The sequence below is a fragment of the Moritella yayanosii genome (assembly GCF_900465055.1).
Taxonomy (GTDB): domain Bacteria; phylum Pseudomonadota; class Gammaproteobacteria; order Enterobacterales; family Moritellaceae; genus Moritella; species Moritella yayanosii.
The window spans coordinates 1,026,932-1,044,632 of record NZ_LS483250.1 but is presented as its reverse complement, the minus strand read 5'-3'; the positions used below and the strand labels follow the sequence as shown (position 1 = coordinate 1,044,632).

Here is a 17,701-nt window from a genome sequence, read left to right as displayed (position 1 = left end):
TGATTTTATTAATATAAACGTAACTAGACAGCAAAACAAAATATTTTTATACTAGCTATAGTGAATAGGTGTCGTTACAGTGGGATATAATTATGTTCGTGATTGTTTTTTATGTGCCGAAAATAAACGTGGAAGCTGTCAAGCAAGCCATCTTTAAGGCCGGGGCTGGTGCTATTGGTGATTATGATAATTGTGCTTGGCAATGTTTAGGTACTGGTCAGTTTAAACCCTTACAGGGTAGTCAACCGCATATTGGCAAGCTTGATGAGATTGAATTAGTCGATGAGTTTCGGGTTGAAATGGTCTGTGGTGCTGAGAATGTAAGGGCTGCAATTAACGCGTTAATTTCTGCTCACCCTTATGAAGAACCTGCTTATCATATCCTGAAAACATTTAATCTTGATGATTTACCTTAGGATATGATTGATCTAACGACATTTCTGAACTTATGGCATTAGCGTCGTGCGTTTAATTATTAACCACATTGACTAGTTCAGAAATTGTTTTTGCACAAGTGATCGATATTAAACTATCGGCCTCAGCTTCGGTTCCCATTTGAACTGCTGAATTAGGCTTCATTACGCTTTTTCTCGTAGTTTGCCCTGATAAATGGAGCTCTTTCACTTGCGTGATAGCGATGATTTTTTCAGCATTTTCTGGGTTAACACCTGCGCCAGGCATGATACTAATTCTGCCATCAGCCTGAGCGACTAATTCTTTAATCAACTCGCAGCCTTGTTCAGCCTTTGCTTGTTGTCCTGACGTTAAGACACGTTCACAGCCGGCGTTTATTAAGATCTCTAAGGCTTGTTTAGGATCATTACACAAATCAAATGCACGATGGAAAGTGACGCCAATATCTCGAGATGCTGACATTAAGCGTTTTAATGCCGCTTCATCAATATCTCCATCTGGGGTTAGTGCACCGATAACAACGCCCTCGATGCCAAGTAGTTTCATGAATTTGATGTCGGAAACCATAATATCAATTTCTTGTTCGCTATATACAAAATCTCCCGCGCGAGGACGAATGATGGTGTAAAGAGGGATTGTCGCCAGATCAATCGATTTTTGAACAAAGCCTGCATTGGGAGTTAATCCCCCTAGCGCTAATGCTGAACACAACTCAATACGGTCAGCACCAGATTGTTGAGCCGTAAGAAGTGACTCTATATTATCGACACATACCTCTATTGTAATCGTCATATATTTCTCTTTATCAAAAATAATTTAACAAGCATAGGTAGTTTTATATAATATGGAAGAGTAAAAGGCGACTTAGGTCGCCTAGATCAATGATTACAAGTAAATATTACTAGAAAGACAGTTGCTTTTTCTCAATCGCAACAATCGCGTTATTATGGTACAAGGGTAATGATAGATACAATACGTCGTTATAGGTTAGACGTAACGATGCCATGCCTATACTTGCCATCGATTTAAACCAGCGATGGTGACTCATTTTTGCCACCTGCTTAGATATATTTCTAAACTCAACCGCGGTCTCTGATGTTTTTAATGCTGGAATATAAAATAGATTCTGTTGTAACGTAGAAGGTAAATTAGCTTTAATGTTATTGATGGTCGGTTTACATATTTCATCTGCGATAAGTAATTTCGTTTTGACAACGGCAGGGCTATGCTCGAGGATCGCGTTCCGTTGGGTGGTATTAAGCATGCAGAATATGCGCATATTGATTTGCTTATTGCTATCGATAGATTGTCCACTCACGCTATATTGCTGGGTAAAAGGACGTGTTGACCTATCGAATGGAGCACTGCTTTACCGTATAACAGCGGGATGAAAAGTTGTTTGTTTAAGTGTGTGATCTGGTTAGTGCTCATGAATAAATAAACCGTGAAAACAAATGTAATGATTATGTTGTTCAACTGCTTCGGAAGTTAAATTGGCGAATGAGTAATCGGTTTATAGCAGTTAGATCAAATACTTCGGCTAAACTCGTTACTCATACGTTTGATAGTGTTAAAGTGATTATTCGGAATAAAGATTTAAAGCTAAGAAGTGGATAATTATGCAAGATGCGGGTGTGTTGTTACGCATTGCTTATGAGGCAATGAAAGAGTTAGATATTGATGTAGTCGAAGTACTCTCTCGTTGTAACATTAGTGAAGAAGTGTTAAATGATAAAAATTTGCGTACACCTAATCATGCGCAAGCACATTTCTGGAAAGTCCTCGAAGATGTAACAAAAGATCCTAATATAGGTATTTCACTTAGTAAGCGCATGCCAGTGTTTACCGGTCAGGTTCTACAGTATCTTTTTTTGAGTAGTCCCACATTTGGTACCGGCTGGGAGCGCGCAACAAAATACTTTAGGTTGATTAGTGATGCAGCAAGTGTTTCAATTAAAACTGAAGGTGATGTTGCGAGGTTGTCTGTTAATTTAGATGGGGTGACTGAAGATGCTAATCGCCATTTGAATGATTGCTTGATTATTGGCATGTTTAAATTTTGCCAGCATGTAACTGATGGCGAATTCAAAGCCAAGAAAATAGCCTTTGCTCATCCACACCCTGAGAACTTAGCTGCATATACAAGCGTATTCACGTGTCCACTTGAGTTTTCTGCTGCGGACAATTATATTTATTTTGATGCTAATTTACTGGATCGCCCTTCATCACACGCGGAACCAGAACTGTTTGCGCTGCATGAGCAGTTAGCAAGTCGCAAAATTGCGAAGTTAGAACTACAAGATATTGTGGATAAGGTTCGCCGTGTGATTGCGCAACAGCTTGAGTCGGGTGTTGTGACATTAGAAAGTGTTGCCACTGAGCTTGATATGAAACCACGCATGTTAAGAGCTAAGTTAGCTGATATTGAATATAACTTTAACCAAATATTAGCTGATTTTCGTTGTGAATTATCAAAAAAACTGTTGGCGAATACGGATGAATCAATCGATCAGATTGTATATCTGACTGGTTTCTCAGAGCCAAGTACTTTTTATCGTGCATTTAAGCGTTGGGTACAAATGACACCGATTGAATATCGCCGCAGTAAGCGGGTTGGTAATTAATTATTCAAGAAGTAGTTAATCTAGAACTTTTGAACCTAGAAAAAATAGCTGCTTTTCATCAAGGTCGCAGCTATTTCTCGATTTACGCTTCTCTAAGCACCAATTAATGATTGACCACAAATTCGAATGGTATTACCTGTGATCCCGGCTGCTTGCGGTTGGGCAAAAAAAGCAATAGCTTCAGCGACATCAATTGGTTTACCGCCTTGCTTTAATGAATTCATCCGACGGCCTGCTTCACGTACGGTAAACGGAATTGCAGCTGTCATTTTAGTTTCAATAAAACCGGGCGCAACCGCATTAATGGTGATGTGTTTTTCTGCAAGTGGTTTTTGCATTGCGTTGACATAGCCAATGACTGCGGCTTTAGACGTCGCATAATTAGTCTGACCAAAGTTACCGGCAATACCACTCATCGACGACACACAAATAATACGACCATATTCATTTAACAGATTATCGTTTAATAACCGTTCATTGATTCTTTCCATTGCCGACAAATTAATATCCATGAGTACGTCCCAGTGATTATTGGTCATACGGGCTAGGGTCTTGTCTTTTGTTACCCCGGCATTATGAACAATGATATCAAGCGAATGTGCACGCACAAATTCGGCAATAATAGCGGGGGCATCCGTAGAGGTAATATCTGCAACAATGCTGCTGCCTTTTAAGCGCGTCGCTATTTTTTCAATGTCTTGTTTCAATGTTGGAATATCTAAACAAATGACATGTGCACCATCACGACTAAGTGTTTCTGCAATCGACGCGCCAATACCACGTGATGCACCGGTAACAAGCGCTGTTTTGCCTTGCAAGGGTTTAGAATAGTTGACTGATCCCTGAATCACGCCTGGTTTTACATGAATAACTTGTGCTGATATATACGCGGATTTTGCCGAAGTTAAGAAGCGGAGTGGGGCCGATAACAATGCTTCACTACCAGGTTGAACATAGATAAGCTGGCAGGTGCTGCCATTTTTTCCTATTTCTTTGGCTAAGCTACGACAAAACCCCTCTAAAGCACGTTGAGCAGTAGCGTAGCTCACATCTCCAAGGTATTCACTCGGACGGCCTAAAACGATAACTCTACTGCAGGGTGATAGTTGTTTAATTACAGGTTGAAAAAAACGGTGTAACGCACTCAACTGGTTACTTGTCTTAATGCCTGAGGCATCAAATATAATACCATTGAATTTATCTGATTTTGCGACAGTATTCAGACTGATTGGCGTCGCGCTTAGGGATGCGGCATTAAACTGATCATTAAGGCTAGCTAACTGCGATGTGCTATTAGGATAAGAAATAGCGAGTACAGCATCCCTAAATGTTTCAATGATGGGTTTAACTAACTGACTGTTGCTCGCCGCGCCAATGAGTAAGTGACCTGAGATGAGATCTGAGCCTTGGGAATAACGTGTTAACGTAACAGGTTGTGGAAGATTAAGCGCTTTGAATAAACCTGATGTCCACTTTCCATTAGCGAGTTTTGCATAAGTATCTGTCATTTTCTAATCCTTGTTATAGTGAACAACATCAATAAAGATACTGAGCATGTGTTAAAATCACTGCATTATAATTTGACCAGTTTAACGTCTAATAAATGGTTATAGTATACCTGAATAATATTCAAACTGTGATTATCTAAGGTGTGTCTTCAGTGGTTCGCGAATCTGCGGATGTTTTCGTCTTTTTAGATTTTTCAAGACGCCAATGTTATTGGTGTTGCTTGCAAACCAGCGTCATCCAATAGTCTTATGTTTCAATGTGGCTTACTGGATTTATGGACAGGCTTTACTCAAAATATGAAAATGGGATGTTGTAAGGCATTGCACTTCTTTAAAACAAATAAAACTAACCTTTTTTCATACCACTAGCCGATTGTTGATTAAGCCTAAAATTCATACTATTGAAATGTTAATGGGATGAATTAAAAGGATTTTACATGTCAACGATGTCGTTAAAACACCTAGTGAACAAACTGAACCAAAATGGAAAAAAGGCACTAGAGGGTGCTGCGGGGCTTTGTCACTCACGCAGTCAGTTTATGGTTGAAATAGAACACTGGTTATTACAGCTAGTAGAAAAAAACAAGATGATATAGCGATAATCTGTCAGTTGCAGCGCCGAGTCTTTCTCCGTATATCATCAACTTATTAAGACAAAGCTGGTTAAATACCACCATTGAGTTTGACGAACAACAGATCCGTTCTGGTATTATTCTTTATACACTCCTAAGTGCTGTTTTCCACATCACTAAGCAAGGCGAAGGCATTGAAGAGATCATGAAAATTGAACTTACAAATGCCATGATTAGTAGTTACCAAGTTTCTGTTCAAGGCGATCGACCACTCGAAACTATCACAATTGTTTAACTGATGCTCGCGGGTTTGGTTGTGCGCCTCAGTCATTTGATGCTGTGTTGTCTGGCCAAGCGCCGCTGTTTTTGTGGTGCTATCACGACAAGCACCAGGTATTGAGGTGTTGTCTTGTGGCATGGATGCTTGTATTTTTAGGTCCTCTTGCTTATTTCTCTGGTGATAACACGATATATGCCTTATGCCTTCATGACAGAATTGCTGGTACTAAAGTAGTAAATTTATAGTCATTTCAGTGTTTTTTAATAAGTATGCTTATAGTTTATTAAAGTTGTAACTTAATTGTCACTATTCTTAATTAGTATTTTAGAAGCCTAGTATCTAATGGATTGATACTGACTAATATACTTTATAAAGGAATGTTCAGATGAATAAAACAATACTATCTCTGTCTGTGAGTGCTATGTTTTCGTTGAATGCACATGCAGACATTTTGATTTCTGAATATATTGAAGGCAGTGCGTTTAACAAGGCCATTGAAATAGCGAATACCGGGGATCAACCTGTTACTTTAGCGGGGTATGAATTAGCGAAGTCAGCTAACGGTAATAGTGAATGGGGTAACCGTTTGTCATTAGCTGGTATTACTATCGCCGCGGGCGATGTATATGTGCTCGCGCATCGTGATGCGAATGCCGATATCCTATCTAAAGCAAACATGACAGATACTAATGTGATTAATTTTAATGGCGATGATCCTGTCGCGTTATTATTAAATGGTAATGTGCACGATATAATCGGTGTGATGGGCGATCAAAACTTTGCTAAAGACGTTACTTTAATTAGGCAAAACTTAACCGCTTCGGCTGTCTATAACGAGTCAGATTGGGAAGTCAAAGCGAAGGATAACAGTGATGGTTTAGGTTCCTTAGCTTCATCTGATGGCGGGAAACCAGTTACCATTATAGAATCGACAATCATGGTACTGCAAGGTAATTCATGGTCTTCACCCTATACAGATCCCGAAAATGAAAAATACATCTCAGATGAAACCTTCCTGATCGAAGGTATAGTCACGGCCATTCAAGCTAATGCCTTAGGTAATGATTTACCACAGGGGTTCTTCATTCAAGATGAACAGGGCGATAATGACGTGACAACATCTGATGGTATTTATGTCTCTGGTTTTATCACCGGTTTGTCTATTGGTGATAGGGTGGCTGTTACAGGCAAAGTCGAAGAGGATTATGGCTGGACCAAAATACAACCAACCAATGTAGATGTGATTGGTCATGGTACGATACCTGTAACAAATGTGAGAACCGACAGTAACGATGTAGATTTTGATTTTAGCCTTGAAAGGCACGAAGGCATGCTCGTTAATATTGACCAACATGCCGATATGTATGTTGCGCGTACTTATGGCTTTGATTATGGCCCATTTCGCAACAACATGGTGATTGCTAAATCTGGCCTTAATCTGCATCCCAATCAACTGAATATTCCTGCGTCTACAGCGGCACAAGCGCAAATTGATGATAACGAAGATAGACGCATTATCGTCGAAACTATGGTCAAAGCACCCAATGGTGTACCGTTATGGTATCCAACGTTTGGTCAAGACAACGGTACTGGCACCACGGATGACTATATTCGTAATGGTGACTTAGTCAACGGCCTGGAAGGGGTCCTGGGGTATTCTTACGGTGATTTTAGACTTTATATTTCTAATCAAGCTGACGCACAAACGTTTATCCATTCCAACCCTCGACTATCTCGTCCAGATGTTTCCGGTGAAGGGCTACGTATCGCCACATTCAATGTTTTAAACTACTTTAATTCTCCCTTTGACGGTGATGCGAATCCGACGGGTACTAATCGCGGTGCAACGACTTACGCAGAGTTTCAATTACAAGGTGATAAGATCGCGGCAGCTATTGTGGCTATGGATGCTGATATTATTGGTTTAATGGAAATCGAAAATAATGGTTTCGGTGATAGCTCTGCTGTTGCTCATTTGGTCGATAAAGTGAATGCATTATTACCAGAGAATGAGCAATATACATTTGTCACCAGCCCTGATAATGCAGGTTTTATTGGTAGTGATGCGATTGCCAATCAGGTGATTTACAAACCGTCAATGGTGACACTTGATACTTACCGAGTAATTAAGATGCCTGAACAACACGCAGGTCAAACGGGTAATGAAAATGGTGATAATTATCAACGTGATGCGATCACGCCAACCTTTAAGGTTAATGGTACTGAAGAGCTTGTGACCGTATCTGTTAATCATTTCAAATCGAAAGGCTCTACGTGTTGGGAAGATGTAGCGATTCAGAATGGCGAAGATGTTGGCTTGCAAGGGTCTTGTGAGCATTTACGTGTTTCAGCTGCCCAACATTTGGGTAACGAAATGGCGTTAATTGCAGGTAACAAACTGATCATTGGTGATCTTAATGCTTACGGGCAAGAGGACCCGCTGCTTGTGTTAACGACCATGCCAGAAAACCACAGCGTGATGCCTGCACGTATGACATACATAGGTGATGAACCGATGGCGGGCAGTAATCCTAATGCTATCTCTGATTCATTTGGGTTTGTGAATGTGATTAGTGAACAGCATCCTGCTGCATACAGCTATATTTATAACGATACAGTGGGGACTCTCGATTATATATTAGTGGATAGTACAACCGCGTCAAAAGTGGTTGATGCAAATGTTTGGAATATTAATGCATCAGAATCAAAACTGTTTGAGTATTCGTCAAAATATACCGGAGACTTAACTAAGTACTCTGATTTGTTTCGTTCGTCAGATCATGAACCTGCTATTGTTATTTTGGATGTATTAGGCGATGCAGACCTACCAACACCTCCGAGTGGTACCGATGACGCTACAAGTGACGATGATGAAAAATGGTATGGCGGTTCAACTGGCTTGTTATCATTTGGTTTGTTAACTGGTTTTGCTTTGTTCAGACGTTTTGCTCGGCAATCTGTCTAAATAAATTAGTATTGCTAATATTGAGTGACGAATCCGTTATTAGTGCAGGCCGCATAACGTTTGGTAAAGCAAAGGCGCAGGCAGTGCCTTTGCTTTATACATTTTGATTAAGCACTGATACCTGTGCGGTAGCCTGGTACGCGAAATAGCTTACGACATAAATCAAGGAACTGACCGTAAAACACTCCTACAAAACAAGATACCACTGCATTGCTTGATACTGCGGTGACGATTTGAGCGGATTCAGCACCGACTGATAATAAAATTAATGCATAAACAGGAGATTGGAAAGATACATACGCAAATGTATCGCTAAATTGTTTCGTTAATTTACCTGTAACTCGCTTAGTAGCAGACTTAATAATAAAGTCACGATATAAGCCATATGGATATGCAATGGCAATATTAACGGGAATAGACACAATGCGGGAAGCTAAAGATTGTTCATACGACATCCCTGAGACAAAAATCTCAATCAACATGCCCACAACAAAACTAAAAACGACCATTGCGAATGTGTCAGCTGCGGCATTTCGAACGCAGAAAGGGACTTTAACTTGCACTTGCTTATCTCCAATTGGATTAATATCGTGTATAAATTGACTTACTCATCACTTATAAACTGCATTTTTAAGCGTGAGTGGAATATGCGACTATTAAATCATGTATTAAGCAGTTTTAATCACTGAATATAAGTAGGTTTTTAAGTTTTTCATGTCTTTAATACTGAGGATCAATGAAAAATAGAGAGTTAATGCTGGTGAATACAAAAGGTGATACAAATTAGCGTGACCAAGTTCAAACTACTGATCGAAATTAACGACCAGCACCTCATAAGCTGCAATTGTTTATTGACATCTTAGTTATGCAGTTAAAGTTATTTCATAACTAGTAAATTTACGCATGTTGATCACTCCGGTATCAAGAAACAAGTATTGACCTTTAATACCTTGCAATATGCCTGATACAACCGGTTCTTTATCAAAATTGTGTGAGACAATTTTTGTTGGATGCTGAGTAATAGGGTAGTTAATCGTCACAATGTCTTCTTCAAGCTCTTCAATTGCATCTAAACCAAACATCATTTCGATATTACCTAACTGCTCTTCAATTAGAGGCATTAAACGTGCTGCTTCTGCTTTTAAATCAAGATCTGCATTTTCGCCTTTCAGCATGGTGCGCCAATTAGTTTTATCACCAATGAATTCAGCTAGTGCAATTTCAACTAATCCTGATATCTGTCTGGTTTTTACTTTAAAAATAGGCAGACCCTGTGTCGCACCTTGATCAATCCAACGCGTTGGCAATTGAGTGTGGCGGGTGATGCCAACTTTTAATGCAGAAGTATTGGAAAGGTACACATAATGATCAGTCATACAAAAATCATCGGCCCACTCTGGTTGACGGCAAGTACCGTATTCATAATGGCATGTTTCAGGTTTCATAATACACATGTCACAACTTGCTAGCTTGCGTGTACAAACAAAGCAGTGACCCTGTGAGTAGCTTTTCTTGGTTTTATTACCACAGTTTAGGCAATGTATGTTGCCTGTGTGCGTCATTGTGATTGATTTGCCGATAAGCTCGTTTAACGGTATTAGCGTATCGTCGAGTGGTAACTGGTAACTCACACTGCTATCTGCATTAAGAGTTGAAACCATTTTACTGATATGGCCGGTGGTTGACATGTTTAATATTCCATTGCTCGTGAAATTATTTGGCTTAGTTGGGATTGTTGATTTACGTGTTTATTCTTATTCGAGACGGATAAATTCATGCAAGATCAACAAAAGCCGTGTAATTATAATGTAATTCTATATAATACCGGGTCTGAAATTTCTTTCTACTTATTGTTTTCACTTTTCGTATTGAGAGGGCAAAAGGTGCTGATGGAAATTTTAGATCTTTATTTACCTGAGTAACATTATTTTGTATATGTAAAGAAATATTTATCACACGATGTTTAATCACATCTTAATTTATGCAAACGCTGCATCGTAGGCAGCATCACTGCAAAAGGATATAAAATGCCTGTAATTACTCTTCCAGATGGCGCTCAGCGTCAATTTGACAACCCGGTAACGATTATGGAAGTTGCTGCGGATATCAGTTCTGGTCTTGCTAAAGCGTGTATCGCTGGCCGCATTAATGGTGAACGTGTTGACGCATGTGACCTGATCACTGAAGACGCTGCAATTGAAATCATTACTTCTAAAGATGCTGATGGTTTAGAGATCCTTCGCCACTCTTGTGCGCATTTACTTGGTCATGCTATTAAGCAATTATGGCCAAACACCAAGATGGCTATCGGTCCTACCATTGATAAAGGCTTCTACTATGACGTCGAAATGGAAGAACCAATTAGTGAAGCTGATTTAGCTAAGCTAGAAAAGCACATGAACAAACTGGTTAAGACCAACTATCAAGTCGTTAAGAAAGTTGTATCTTGGCAAGAAGCGCGTGATACGTTTGAAGCACGTGGCGAAACATATAAAGTAGCGATTTTAGACGAGAACATCGGTAAAGATGAAACGCCTGCTTTATATTACCATGAAGAATACGTTGATATGTGTCGTGGACCACACGTACCAGTAATGAAACACTGCCAGCATTTTAAATTAATGTCTCTGGCTGGTGCATACTGGCGCGGTAACTCAGACAACAAGATGCTACAACGTATATATGGTACTGCTTGGGCTGATAAGAAAGAGCTAAAAGTACATATTCAACGTCTTGCTGAAGCTGAGAAACGCGACCACCGTAAAATTGGTAAGCAACTGGATCTGTACCATATGCAAGAAGATGCACCAGGTATGGTGTTTTGGCATAACGATGGTTGGATTATTTTCCGTGAGTTAGAAAATTACATTCGTGAAAAGCTACGCGAATATGATTACCAAGAAGTCAAAGGTCCACAAATTATGGATCGTAGCTTATGGGAAAAATCAGGTCATTGGGATAAATATTCAGAAGGTATGTTCTGTACTCATTCAGAAAACCGTGAATATGCGATTAAACCAATGAACTGTCCTGGTCACATACAGATTTATAACCAAGGTTTAAAATCTTACCGTGATTTACCACTACGTATGGCAGAGTTTGGCTCATGTCACCGTAATGAGCCGTCAGGTTCTTTACATGGTTTAATGCGTGTACGTGGTTTTACTCAAGATGATGCACATATCTTTTGTACTGAAAATCAAATTCAAAAAGAAGTTTCTGATTGCATCAAGATGGTTTTTGAAACTTACGCTACATTTGGTTTTGAAAATATTGAGATTAAACTATCAACACGTCCAGAAAAACGCGTAGGTAGTGATGAGACTTGGGATAAATCTGAGAAGGCACTTGCTGATGCATTAACTGCGAGTGGTTTAAGCTATGATGTACAAGAAGGCGAGGGTGCGTTCTACGGACCTAAAATCGAATTCACACTACATGACTGTTTAGATCGTGCGTGGCAATGTGGTACAATTCAGCTAGACTTCTCAATGCCTGAGAAATTAGGCGCAGAATATGTGTGTGAAAATAATGGTCGTGAAACGCCTGTTATGATTCACCGAGCGATTTTAGGTTCACTTGAGCGCTTCATTGGTATTCTTATTGAAGAATATGCAGGACTTTTTCCTACTTGGATCTCACCTGTTCAAGCTGTAATAATGAACATTACAGACAAACAGGCTGTTTTTGCTACAGAATTTGTAGAAAAAATGAAGAAAGTAGGCATTAGAGCAAAATTAGACTTGAGAAATGAGAAGATAGGCTTTAAAATCCGCGAACATACTTTGAAACGTGTGCCATATCTTTTGGTTATCGGCGATAAAGAAGTCGAATCAGGAGAAATTTCAGTACGTACTCGTAAGGGTGTTGACTTAGGTACTATGAAGTTAGATGACTTCATCAGTAAATTACAAATGGAAGTCAACAGTCGCGGTAAAACAACTTTGGAGGATTCGTTATAAAAGGCGGAAAAAAAGGTCAACAACAAACGACCAGACAACATCGTATCAACGAAGAAATTCGTATACCTGAATGTCGCTTAAACGGTGCTGATGGTGAAGTGATTGGAATCGTATCTATAAGAGAAGCTCTTGCTATAGCAGAAGAAGCAAATTTAGATCTTGTAGAAATTAGCCCGAATGCCGAGCCTCCTGTTTGCCGTGTCATGGATTACGGTAAATTTATATACGAAAAAAGTAAATCTGTTAAAGAGCAGAAGAAAAAGCAAGTTCGGGTTCAGGTTAAGGAAATAAAATTCCGTCCTGGAACTGACATTGGTGATTATCAGGTAAAACTACGCAACCTGACTCGCTTCCTCGAAGAAGGTAACAAAGCAAAAATTACGCTGCGTTTCCGAGGTCGAGAAATGGCGCACCAGAGCCTAGGCTTTGATCTTTTAAATCGTATTAAAGAAGATTTAAAAGAAATTGCAATCGTGGAAGCTTTCCCGAAAATGGAAGGTCGCCAAGCTGTAATGGTGTTAGCCCCTAAAAAGAAATAGTAGGTGCTTCCAAGTAATATGAGTGCGTAAGTACTCATATTCGCCTTACTATTATTCATTAATATTCAACAATGCGGAGTTATAATGCCTAAGTTGAAATCGAATAAAGGCGCTGCAAAGCGCTTTAAAAAAACCGCTAATGGTTTTAAACGCAAACAGTCTCACCTACGTCATATTTTGACCAAGAAAAGCACTAAACGTAAACGTCACCTTCGTGGTACGCAGATGGTTGCAAAATGTGATGTTGCAGCTGTTACACGTATGCTTCCATACGCTTAATTTTAGATATAAAAGAGGAAAATAGTTATGCCTAGAGTTAAACGCGGTGTTGTTGCACGTGCTCGTCATAAGAAAGTTTTAAAACAAGCTAAAGGTTATTACGGAGCTCGTTCACGAGTTTACCGTGTTGCATTTCAAGCAGTTACAAAAGCTGGTCAATATGCTTACCGTGACCGTCGTCAACGTAAACGTCAATTCCGTCAATTATGGATCACACGTATTAACGCTGCTGCACGTCAAAATGGTATGTCTTACAGCCGTTTCATTAATGGCCTTAAACACGCCTCTATTGAAATCGATCGTAAGATCTTAGCAGACATTGCTGTATTCGATAAAGCGGCATTTACTGTACTAGTAAATAAAGCAAAAGAAGCAGTTGCTTAATTTTGATTAAGTAACCGTTATTAAAAGGAGGCTTCGGTCTCCTTTTTTAATATTTGGCATATGGTCTCATACATATACCTACAACTAACTAATACGATTTAACTATAAATAGCATAACACCCTGTCTACAAAGCCTTCTATATACTTGCATAATTCTTTTCTGTAATATCAATTTAAAATAATTTTGAGATAGATATTCAAAACCATGCATTATTTATTATCTTTACTTCTGAGCAGCGTTTTTAGTCTAAATACTACTTTTGCACAAGCAGACGAGATCGTCATTGACTCTAATTTTGAAGTCGGCCATCTCGGGTTAACAACAACATATTTTGAGGATAAAACCAATTCATATACATTTGATTATTTGTCACAGAGACAGTCGGCTATCCCATGGGTCAAAAGTAATCAAGCATATTTTAACTTTGGGTTTTCAGATAGCACATTCTGGTTTAGAGGCGAGGTAGTCAATAAAACCGATGTTGATAAATACTTAATGCTCGATTTTGGTGATTCATTATTAGATTACATCGATGTATATTTAATTAATGATGATAGTAGTGTGCTTGTAAAAAGGCTTGGTACTCGTCGTTATGACGACGATAACATGTCTAATTTAACATTTGCTACTGATTTTAAGATCGGTGCAGGTGAAACTATTCACTACTTTATACGTATTAAAACAAGTGCATTTTTACAAACACCATTAACAATTTGGAATGTTAATGATTATATTGATGACAAATCACAACATAAATTGATGGTTGGTATATTCATCGGTTTGTTCTTGATGATGCTATGTTATCTCATTTTTTTGTATATCCATCTGCAAGAGCCGAGATTACTCCAGTACGTATTGTTCATTATATGTTATTTAGCCGTGATATGGATTATAGAAGGGTTTGGATTTGTTTATAATGTTGATTTTATTGCTCAATACTATGATTCGATAATTGTAGTTTTGATGGGGTTGATAGGATTAAATCTCAGTTTATTTGCACAACAACTATTAAAATTAAGATACCGTGCTTGGTGTTCACTATCTACCAGAATATTAATCACTTCTTCCATTATCGTCATTTTAAGTCCGTTATTATTATCATTTAAAATGAGCATTATACTTATATCGACTTTAGCATTAGGTATTACATTATTGTCGATTATATGTGGCTTATTTTTTATTCATGATGAATCTCAAGATGTCCGTTTTTATGTTCTGTCGTTCGTATATTTAATACTTGGTATTGATATACACATTTTAACGCGTTTCGGTTTGCTTAGTGAATTCGAGTTTGCTGATTATGTTTCAGGGTGTTCAGCATTGATAGTTCTGATTTATCTATGTTGGAACTTCGCAAAACAAATGGCATATGACCGGATCGTAAAAAAAGATGTAGAGAAGCAAATGATATCGGTTAATGAACGCTATTATAGTGTGTTCCAAAATGCAGCTGAAGGTATGTTTACAACATCAATCGAAGGCCATATATTGGCGATTAACAAATCTATGTGCCGGACGTTAGGTTTTATTAATCTTGAAGACATGAATAAATCTGGTCATTCGAAAGCGGATGAATTCTATGCTGATCCACAGCTTCGTGAAACAATAATGGAGACCCTGCGTATTGAAGGGGAAGTTAATAACATTGAAATGTCTGGATATGATCGTTATGGCGAAATATTTTATGGCGAGATTAATATGCGTTTAAATATTCAATCGGATATTACCATTATTGATGGTTCATTTGTTAATACGACCAAGCGTATACAGCATGAAATAAAACTGGAGTCTATCGCTAAATATGATCAGTTAACGGGATTAGTTAATCGTTCACATTTTGAGACGCTTGTTGGTGCGTCACTAGAAGCTAATCGCTCGGTACTGGAAGATAACATTCTGCTTTATCTGGATCTTGATCAGTTCAAATTGGTTAACGACATATGCGGTCACGATGTCGGTGATTCATTACTGAAAAAAATCACGGTTGTTTTAAAATCATTCCTTGACGAAAGTGCGATATTGGCTCGTCTTGGTGGCGATGAGTTTGGTATTCTACTCAATCACACAAACTTTGATAATGCACTTGAAGTCGCGGATACAATTCGTTGTGGAATCGAAGATTTTAGGTTCACACACAATGGACGTCATTTTGTGTTGGGTGTCAGTATTGGCGTCGTGACATTGGACGAATCAATTGAAAATTTTTCACAAGCATTAAGTCTCGCTGATACTGCATGTTTTACAGCAAAAGCACAGGGACGTAACCGCGTTCACGTATATAGTAAATGCAATGACGTAATGTTGGGCCATCAACGTGAAATGCGTTGGATTGGGGTTTTACGTGAAGCGTTAGATGAAAATAGATTTGAACTTGCGTTTCAGACCATTAAACCGTTGTCAGCCTCAATTAAGGAAGGCTATCGTTACGAAATATTACTCCGTTTAAGAGATGAAGATGGTAATTTACAATCGCCGAGTGAATTTATTGCCGCCGCGGAAAACTATAATTTCATGTCACAGCTTGATCGGTGGGTCGTTAAAACATACTGTCAGTGGCTGTCTTCTAATCCCCAACACCTTGCTAACCTGAGCTCGGCTTCAATTAATTTATGTGGCCAATCTTTAGTCGATAGAAGTATGCATAGTTATATTGAAAACACGATATTAACGTATGGTATTCCGCCAGAGAAATTATGTTTTGAAATTACAGAAAGCCAAGCAATTATGGATTTTGATCAAACGATTTTGTTTATGAATAAATTTAAAGCACTAGGGTGTCGTTTTAGTTTAGATGATTTTGGTAGTGGCTTTTCTTCATACAGTTATATTAAACGATTACCTATTGATCAACTTAAAATTGATGGTTCATTTGTTAAGAATATTGAAACAGATAATGTTGATTACACGATGGTTAAGGCATTTAATGAAATTGCAAAGGCGGTTAATATTACAACGGTAGCTGAATATGTGGAGAATGAAAACATTAAAAATATCCTGTCAGAAATAGGTATTGATTATGTTCAAGGCTATTTAATAGCCAAACCTGCACTTTTAGTCGATTTAGTTGATAATGAGCAACTTGATTCGGCTTAAGTACTAGCACTTCTGCTCACTTTTAAGTAAAATCATTCATTACTGAATGAATCTATTCACTTTTCCTGCCAACAGGTGATAAGAAAAACATGCAACACCTCAAAGATATAATAGTACAGGCCGTAGAAGCCGTAGCAAACGCAACTGATCTCGCAACATTGGATATTGTTCGTGTTGAGTACCTTGGTAAAAAGGGTATTTTAACTGAGCAAATGAAGACATTAGGTAAACTGCCTCCAGCAGAAAAGCCTAAAGTTGGCCAAGCGATCAACCTTGCTAAACAAGAAATTCAAAAAGTCATTAACGATAAACGTGATGCATTTCAGCAAGCAGTTTTAGATGCTAAATTAGCAGAAGAAATGATTGATGTTACTGCACCAGGTCGAACTAACCTCAATGGTGGTTTACATCCTGTAACACGTACTATCGAACGTATTGAATCATTTTTCGGTGAATTAGGTTTCGCGGTTAAATCTGGTCCAGAAGTTGAAGATGATTATCACAACTTTGATGCTTTGAATATCCCTGAGCACCATCCTGCTCGTGCGGATCACGATACATTTTACTTTAATCCAAAATTAGTACTAAGAACACAAACGTCTGGTGTTCAAATTCGTACGATGGAAGTTCAAAAACCACCTATTCGTATTATTTCGCCAGGCCGTGTTTACCGTAATGATTACGATCAAACTCATACACCAATGTTCCACCAAGTAGAAGGTCTATTTGTGGATGAAAAAGTAAGTTTTAGCGAACTGAAAGGTGTGTTACACGATTTCCTAAATAATTTCTTTGAAGAAGATTTAGAAATTCGTTTCCGTCCTTCTTATTTCCCATTCACAGAAACTTCAGCAGAAGTTGATGTTATGGGCAAAAATGGTAAATGGTTAGAAGTACTAGGCTGCGGCATGGTACACCCTAACGTATTAGCTTCTGTTGGAATCGACCCTGAGAAATACTCTGGCTTTGCCTTTGGTATGGGTGTTGAACGTTTAGCGATGCTTCGCTATGGCGTTAACGATTTACGTTCATTTTTCGAAAATGATTTACGTTTCCTCAAGCAGTTTAAATAAGATAGGA

15 protein-coding genes and 1 pseudogene are annotated in these 17,701 nt (G+C 38.6%); 11 read left to right on the top strand and 5 right to left on the bottom strand.

Going from position 1 to position 17,701, the window contains the following annotated elements:
• The first annotated feature begins 92 nt into the window (after window positions 1–92).
• Window positions 93–416 (top strand): NGG1p interacting factor NIF3, encoded by a 324-nt coding sequence (locus MORIYA_RS04655; RefSeq protein WP_112713093.1) that lies wholly within the window; start codon window positions 93–95, stop codon window positions 414–416.
• A gap of 52 nt (window positions 417–468) precedes the next feature.
• Here the strand turns inward: MORIYA_RS04655 and MORIYA_RS04650 are convergent, their stop codons facing one another.
• Entirely contained in the window at window positions 469–1,206 is a 738-nt protein-coding gene (locus tag MORIYA_RS04650; protein WP_112713091.1) for a copper homeostasis protein CutC, read from the bottom strand.
• Between the two features lie 109 nt (window positions 1,207–1,315).
• Complete coding sequence (locus MORIYA_RS04645; protein WP_197713354.1) at window positions 1,316–1,732, bottom strand: hypothetical protein; 417 nt, start codon at window positions 1,730–1,732, stop codon at window positions 1,316–1,318.
• A gap of 301 nt (window positions 1,733–2,033) precedes the next feature.
• Between MORIYA_RS04645 and MORIYA_RS04640 the strand changes: the two genes are divergently transcribed.
• Window positions 2,034–3,038 (top strand): AraC family transcriptional regulator, encoded by a 1,005-nt coding sequence (locus tag MORIYA_RS04640; RefSeq protein WP_112713089.1) that lies wholly within the window; start codon window positions 2,034–2,036, stop codon window positions 3,036–3,038.
• Window positions 3,039–3,130: 92 nt separating this feature from the next.
• Here the strand turns inward: MORIYA_RS04640 and MORIYA_RS04635 are convergent, their stop codons facing one another.
• Window positions 3,131–4,546 (bottom strand): 3-oxoacyl-ACP reductase, encoded by a 1,416-nt coding sequence (locus tag MORIYA_RS04635; protein ID WP_112713087.1) that lies wholly within the window; start codon window positions 4,544–4,546, stop codon window positions 3,131–3,133.
• Between the two features lie 437 nt (window positions 4,547–4,983).
• Between MORIYA_RS04635 and MORIYA_RS20730 the strand changes: the two genes are divergently transcribed.
• The 3 genes and pseudogenes from MORIYA_RS20730 to MORIYA_RS04625 all read left to right on the top strand — a co-directional run bounded on the left by MORIYA_RS20730 (window position 4,984) and on the right by MORIYA_RS04625 (window position 8,363).
• Window positions 4,984–5,142, top strand: coding sequence for a hypothetical protein (locus tag MORIYA_RS20730; RefSeq protein WP_162629226.1), 159 nt, complete (start codon window positions 4,984–4,986; stop codon window positions 5,140–5,142).
• A gap of 130 nt (window positions 5,143–5,272) precedes the next feature.
• Window positions 5,273–5,407, top strand: a pseudogene (locus tag MORIYA_RS21695) (type VI secretion system tube protein Hcp); the annotation flags it as partial.
• Window positions 5,408–5,783: 376 nt separating this feature from the next.
• Entirely contained in the window at window positions 5,784–8,363 is a 2,580-nt protein-coding gene (locus MORIYA_RS04625) for an ExeM/NucH family extracellular endonuclease (RefSeq protein WP_112713085.1), read from the top strand.
• Between the two features lie 107 nt (window positions 8,364–8,470).
• On the opposite strand, the gene MORIYA_RS04620 is transcribed toward MORIYA_RS04625, so the two are convergent.
• Window positions 8,471–8,926 (bottom strand): L-alanine exporter AlaE, encoded by a 456-nt coding sequence (locus tag MORIYA_RS04620; protein ID WP_112713083.1) that lies wholly within the window; start codon window positions 8,924–8,926, stop codon window positions 8,471–8,473.
• A gap of 300 nt (window positions 8,927–9,226) precedes the next feature.
• A complete protein-coding gene (locus MORIYA_RS04615; protein WP_112713082.1) occupies window positions 9,227–10,051 on the bottom strand; it encodes a DUF2797 domain-containing protein in 825 nt (274 codons plus the stop codon).
• 339 nt (window positions 10,052–10,390) lie between these two features.
• Here MORIYA_RS04615 and thrS point away from each other — a divergent pair, with 339 nt between their 5' ends.
• The 6 genes from thrS to pheS all read left to right on the top strand — a co-directional run bounded on the left by thrS (window position 10,391) and on the right by pheS (window position 17,694).
• The gene (gene thrS / locus MORIYA_RS04610; protein ID WP_112713081.1) at window positions 10,391–12,325 is read left to right on the top strand and encodes a threonine--tRNA ligase; all 1,935 of its coding nucleotides are present in this window, start codon (window positions 10,391–10,393) and stop codon (window positions 12,323–12,325) included.
• Entirely contained in the window at window positions 12,322–12,864 is a 543-nt protein-coding gene (infC, locus tag MORIYA_RS04605) for a translation initiation factor IF-3 (RefSeq protein WP_112713080.1), read from the top strand. The genes thrS and infC overlap by 4 nt, the downstream gene beginning before the upstream one ends.
• A gap of 84 nt (window positions 12,865–12,948) precedes the next feature.
• Window positions 12,949–13,143, top strand: a complete 195-nt coding sequence (gene rpmI, locus MORIYA_RS04600) for a 50S ribosomal protein L35 (RefSeq protein ID WP_112713078.1) — start codon at window positions 12,949–12,951, stop codon at window positions 13,141–13,143.
• A gap of 27 nt (window positions 13,144–13,170) precedes the next feature.
• Window positions 13,171–13,527, top strand: a complete 357-nt coding sequence (gene rplT / locus MORIYA_RS04595) for a 50S ribosomal protein L20 (RefSeq protein ID WP_019439702.1) — start codon at window positions 13,171–13,173, stop codon at window positions 13,525–13,527.
• A gap of 205 nt (window positions 13,528–13,732) precedes the next feature.
• Window positions 13,733–16,621, top strand: a complete 2,889-nt coding sequence (locus MORIYA_RS04590; protein WP_112713076.1) for an EAL domain-containing protein — start codon at window positions 13,733–13,735, stop codon at window positions 16,619–16,621.
• A gap of 89 nt (window positions 16,622–16,710) precedes the next feature.
• Window positions 16,711–17,694, top strand: coding sequence for a phenylalanine--tRNA ligase subunit alpha (pheS, locus tag MORIYA_RS04585; RefSeq protein WP_112713074.1), 984 nt, complete (start codon window positions 16,711–16,713; stop codon window positions 17,692–17,694).
• The last annotated feature ends 7 nt before the right edge of the window (window positions 17,695–17,701 follow it).

Coding starts and splice junctions, on each gene's coding strand:
- MORIYA_RS04655 (WP_112713093.1), top strand. CDS start 93: ATGTTCGTGATTGTTTTTTATGTGCCGAAAATAAACGTGGAAGCTGTC.
- MORIYA_RS04650 (WP_112713091.1), bottom strand. CDS start 1,206: ATGACGATTACAATAGAGGTATGTGTCGATAATATAGAGTCACTTCTT.
- MORIYA_RS04640 (WP_112713089.1), top strand. CDS start 2,034: ATGCAAGATGCGGGTGTGTTGTTACGCATTGCTTATGAGGCAATGAAA.
- MORIYA_RS04635 (WP_112713087.1), bottom strand. CDS start 4,546: ATGACAGATACTTATGCAAAACTCGCTAATGGAAAGTGGACATCAGGT.
- MORIYA_RS20730 (WP_162629226.1), top strand. CDS start 4,984: ATGTCAACGATGTCGTTAAAACACCTAGTGAACAAACTGAACCAAAAT.
- MORIYA_RS04625 (WP_112713085.1), top strand. CDS start 5,784: ATGAATAAAACAATACTATCTCTGTCTGTGAGTGCTATGTTTTCGTTG.
- MORIYA_RS04615 (WP_112713082.1), bottom strand. CDS start 10,051: ATGTCAACCACCGGCCATATCAGTAAAATGGTTTCAACTCTTAATGCA.
- thrS (WP_112713081.1), top strand. CDS start 10,391: ATGCCTGTAATTACTCTTCCAGATGGCGCTCAGCGTCAATTTGACAAC.
- rpmI (WP_112713078.1), top strand. CDS start 12,949: ATGCCTAAGTTGAAATCGAATAAAGGCGCTGCAAAGCGCTTTAAAAAA.
- rplT (WP_019439702.1), top strand. CDS start 13,171: ATGCCTAGAGTTAAACGCGGTGTTGTTGCACGTGCTCGTCATAAGAAA.
- MORIYA_RS04590 (WP_112713076.1), top strand. CDS start 13,733: ATGCATTATTTATTATCTTTACTTCTGAGCAGCGTTTTTAGTCTAAAT.
- pheS (WP_112713074.1), top strand. CDS start 16,711: ATGCAACACCTCAAAGATATAATAGTACAGGCCGTAGAAGCCGTAGCA.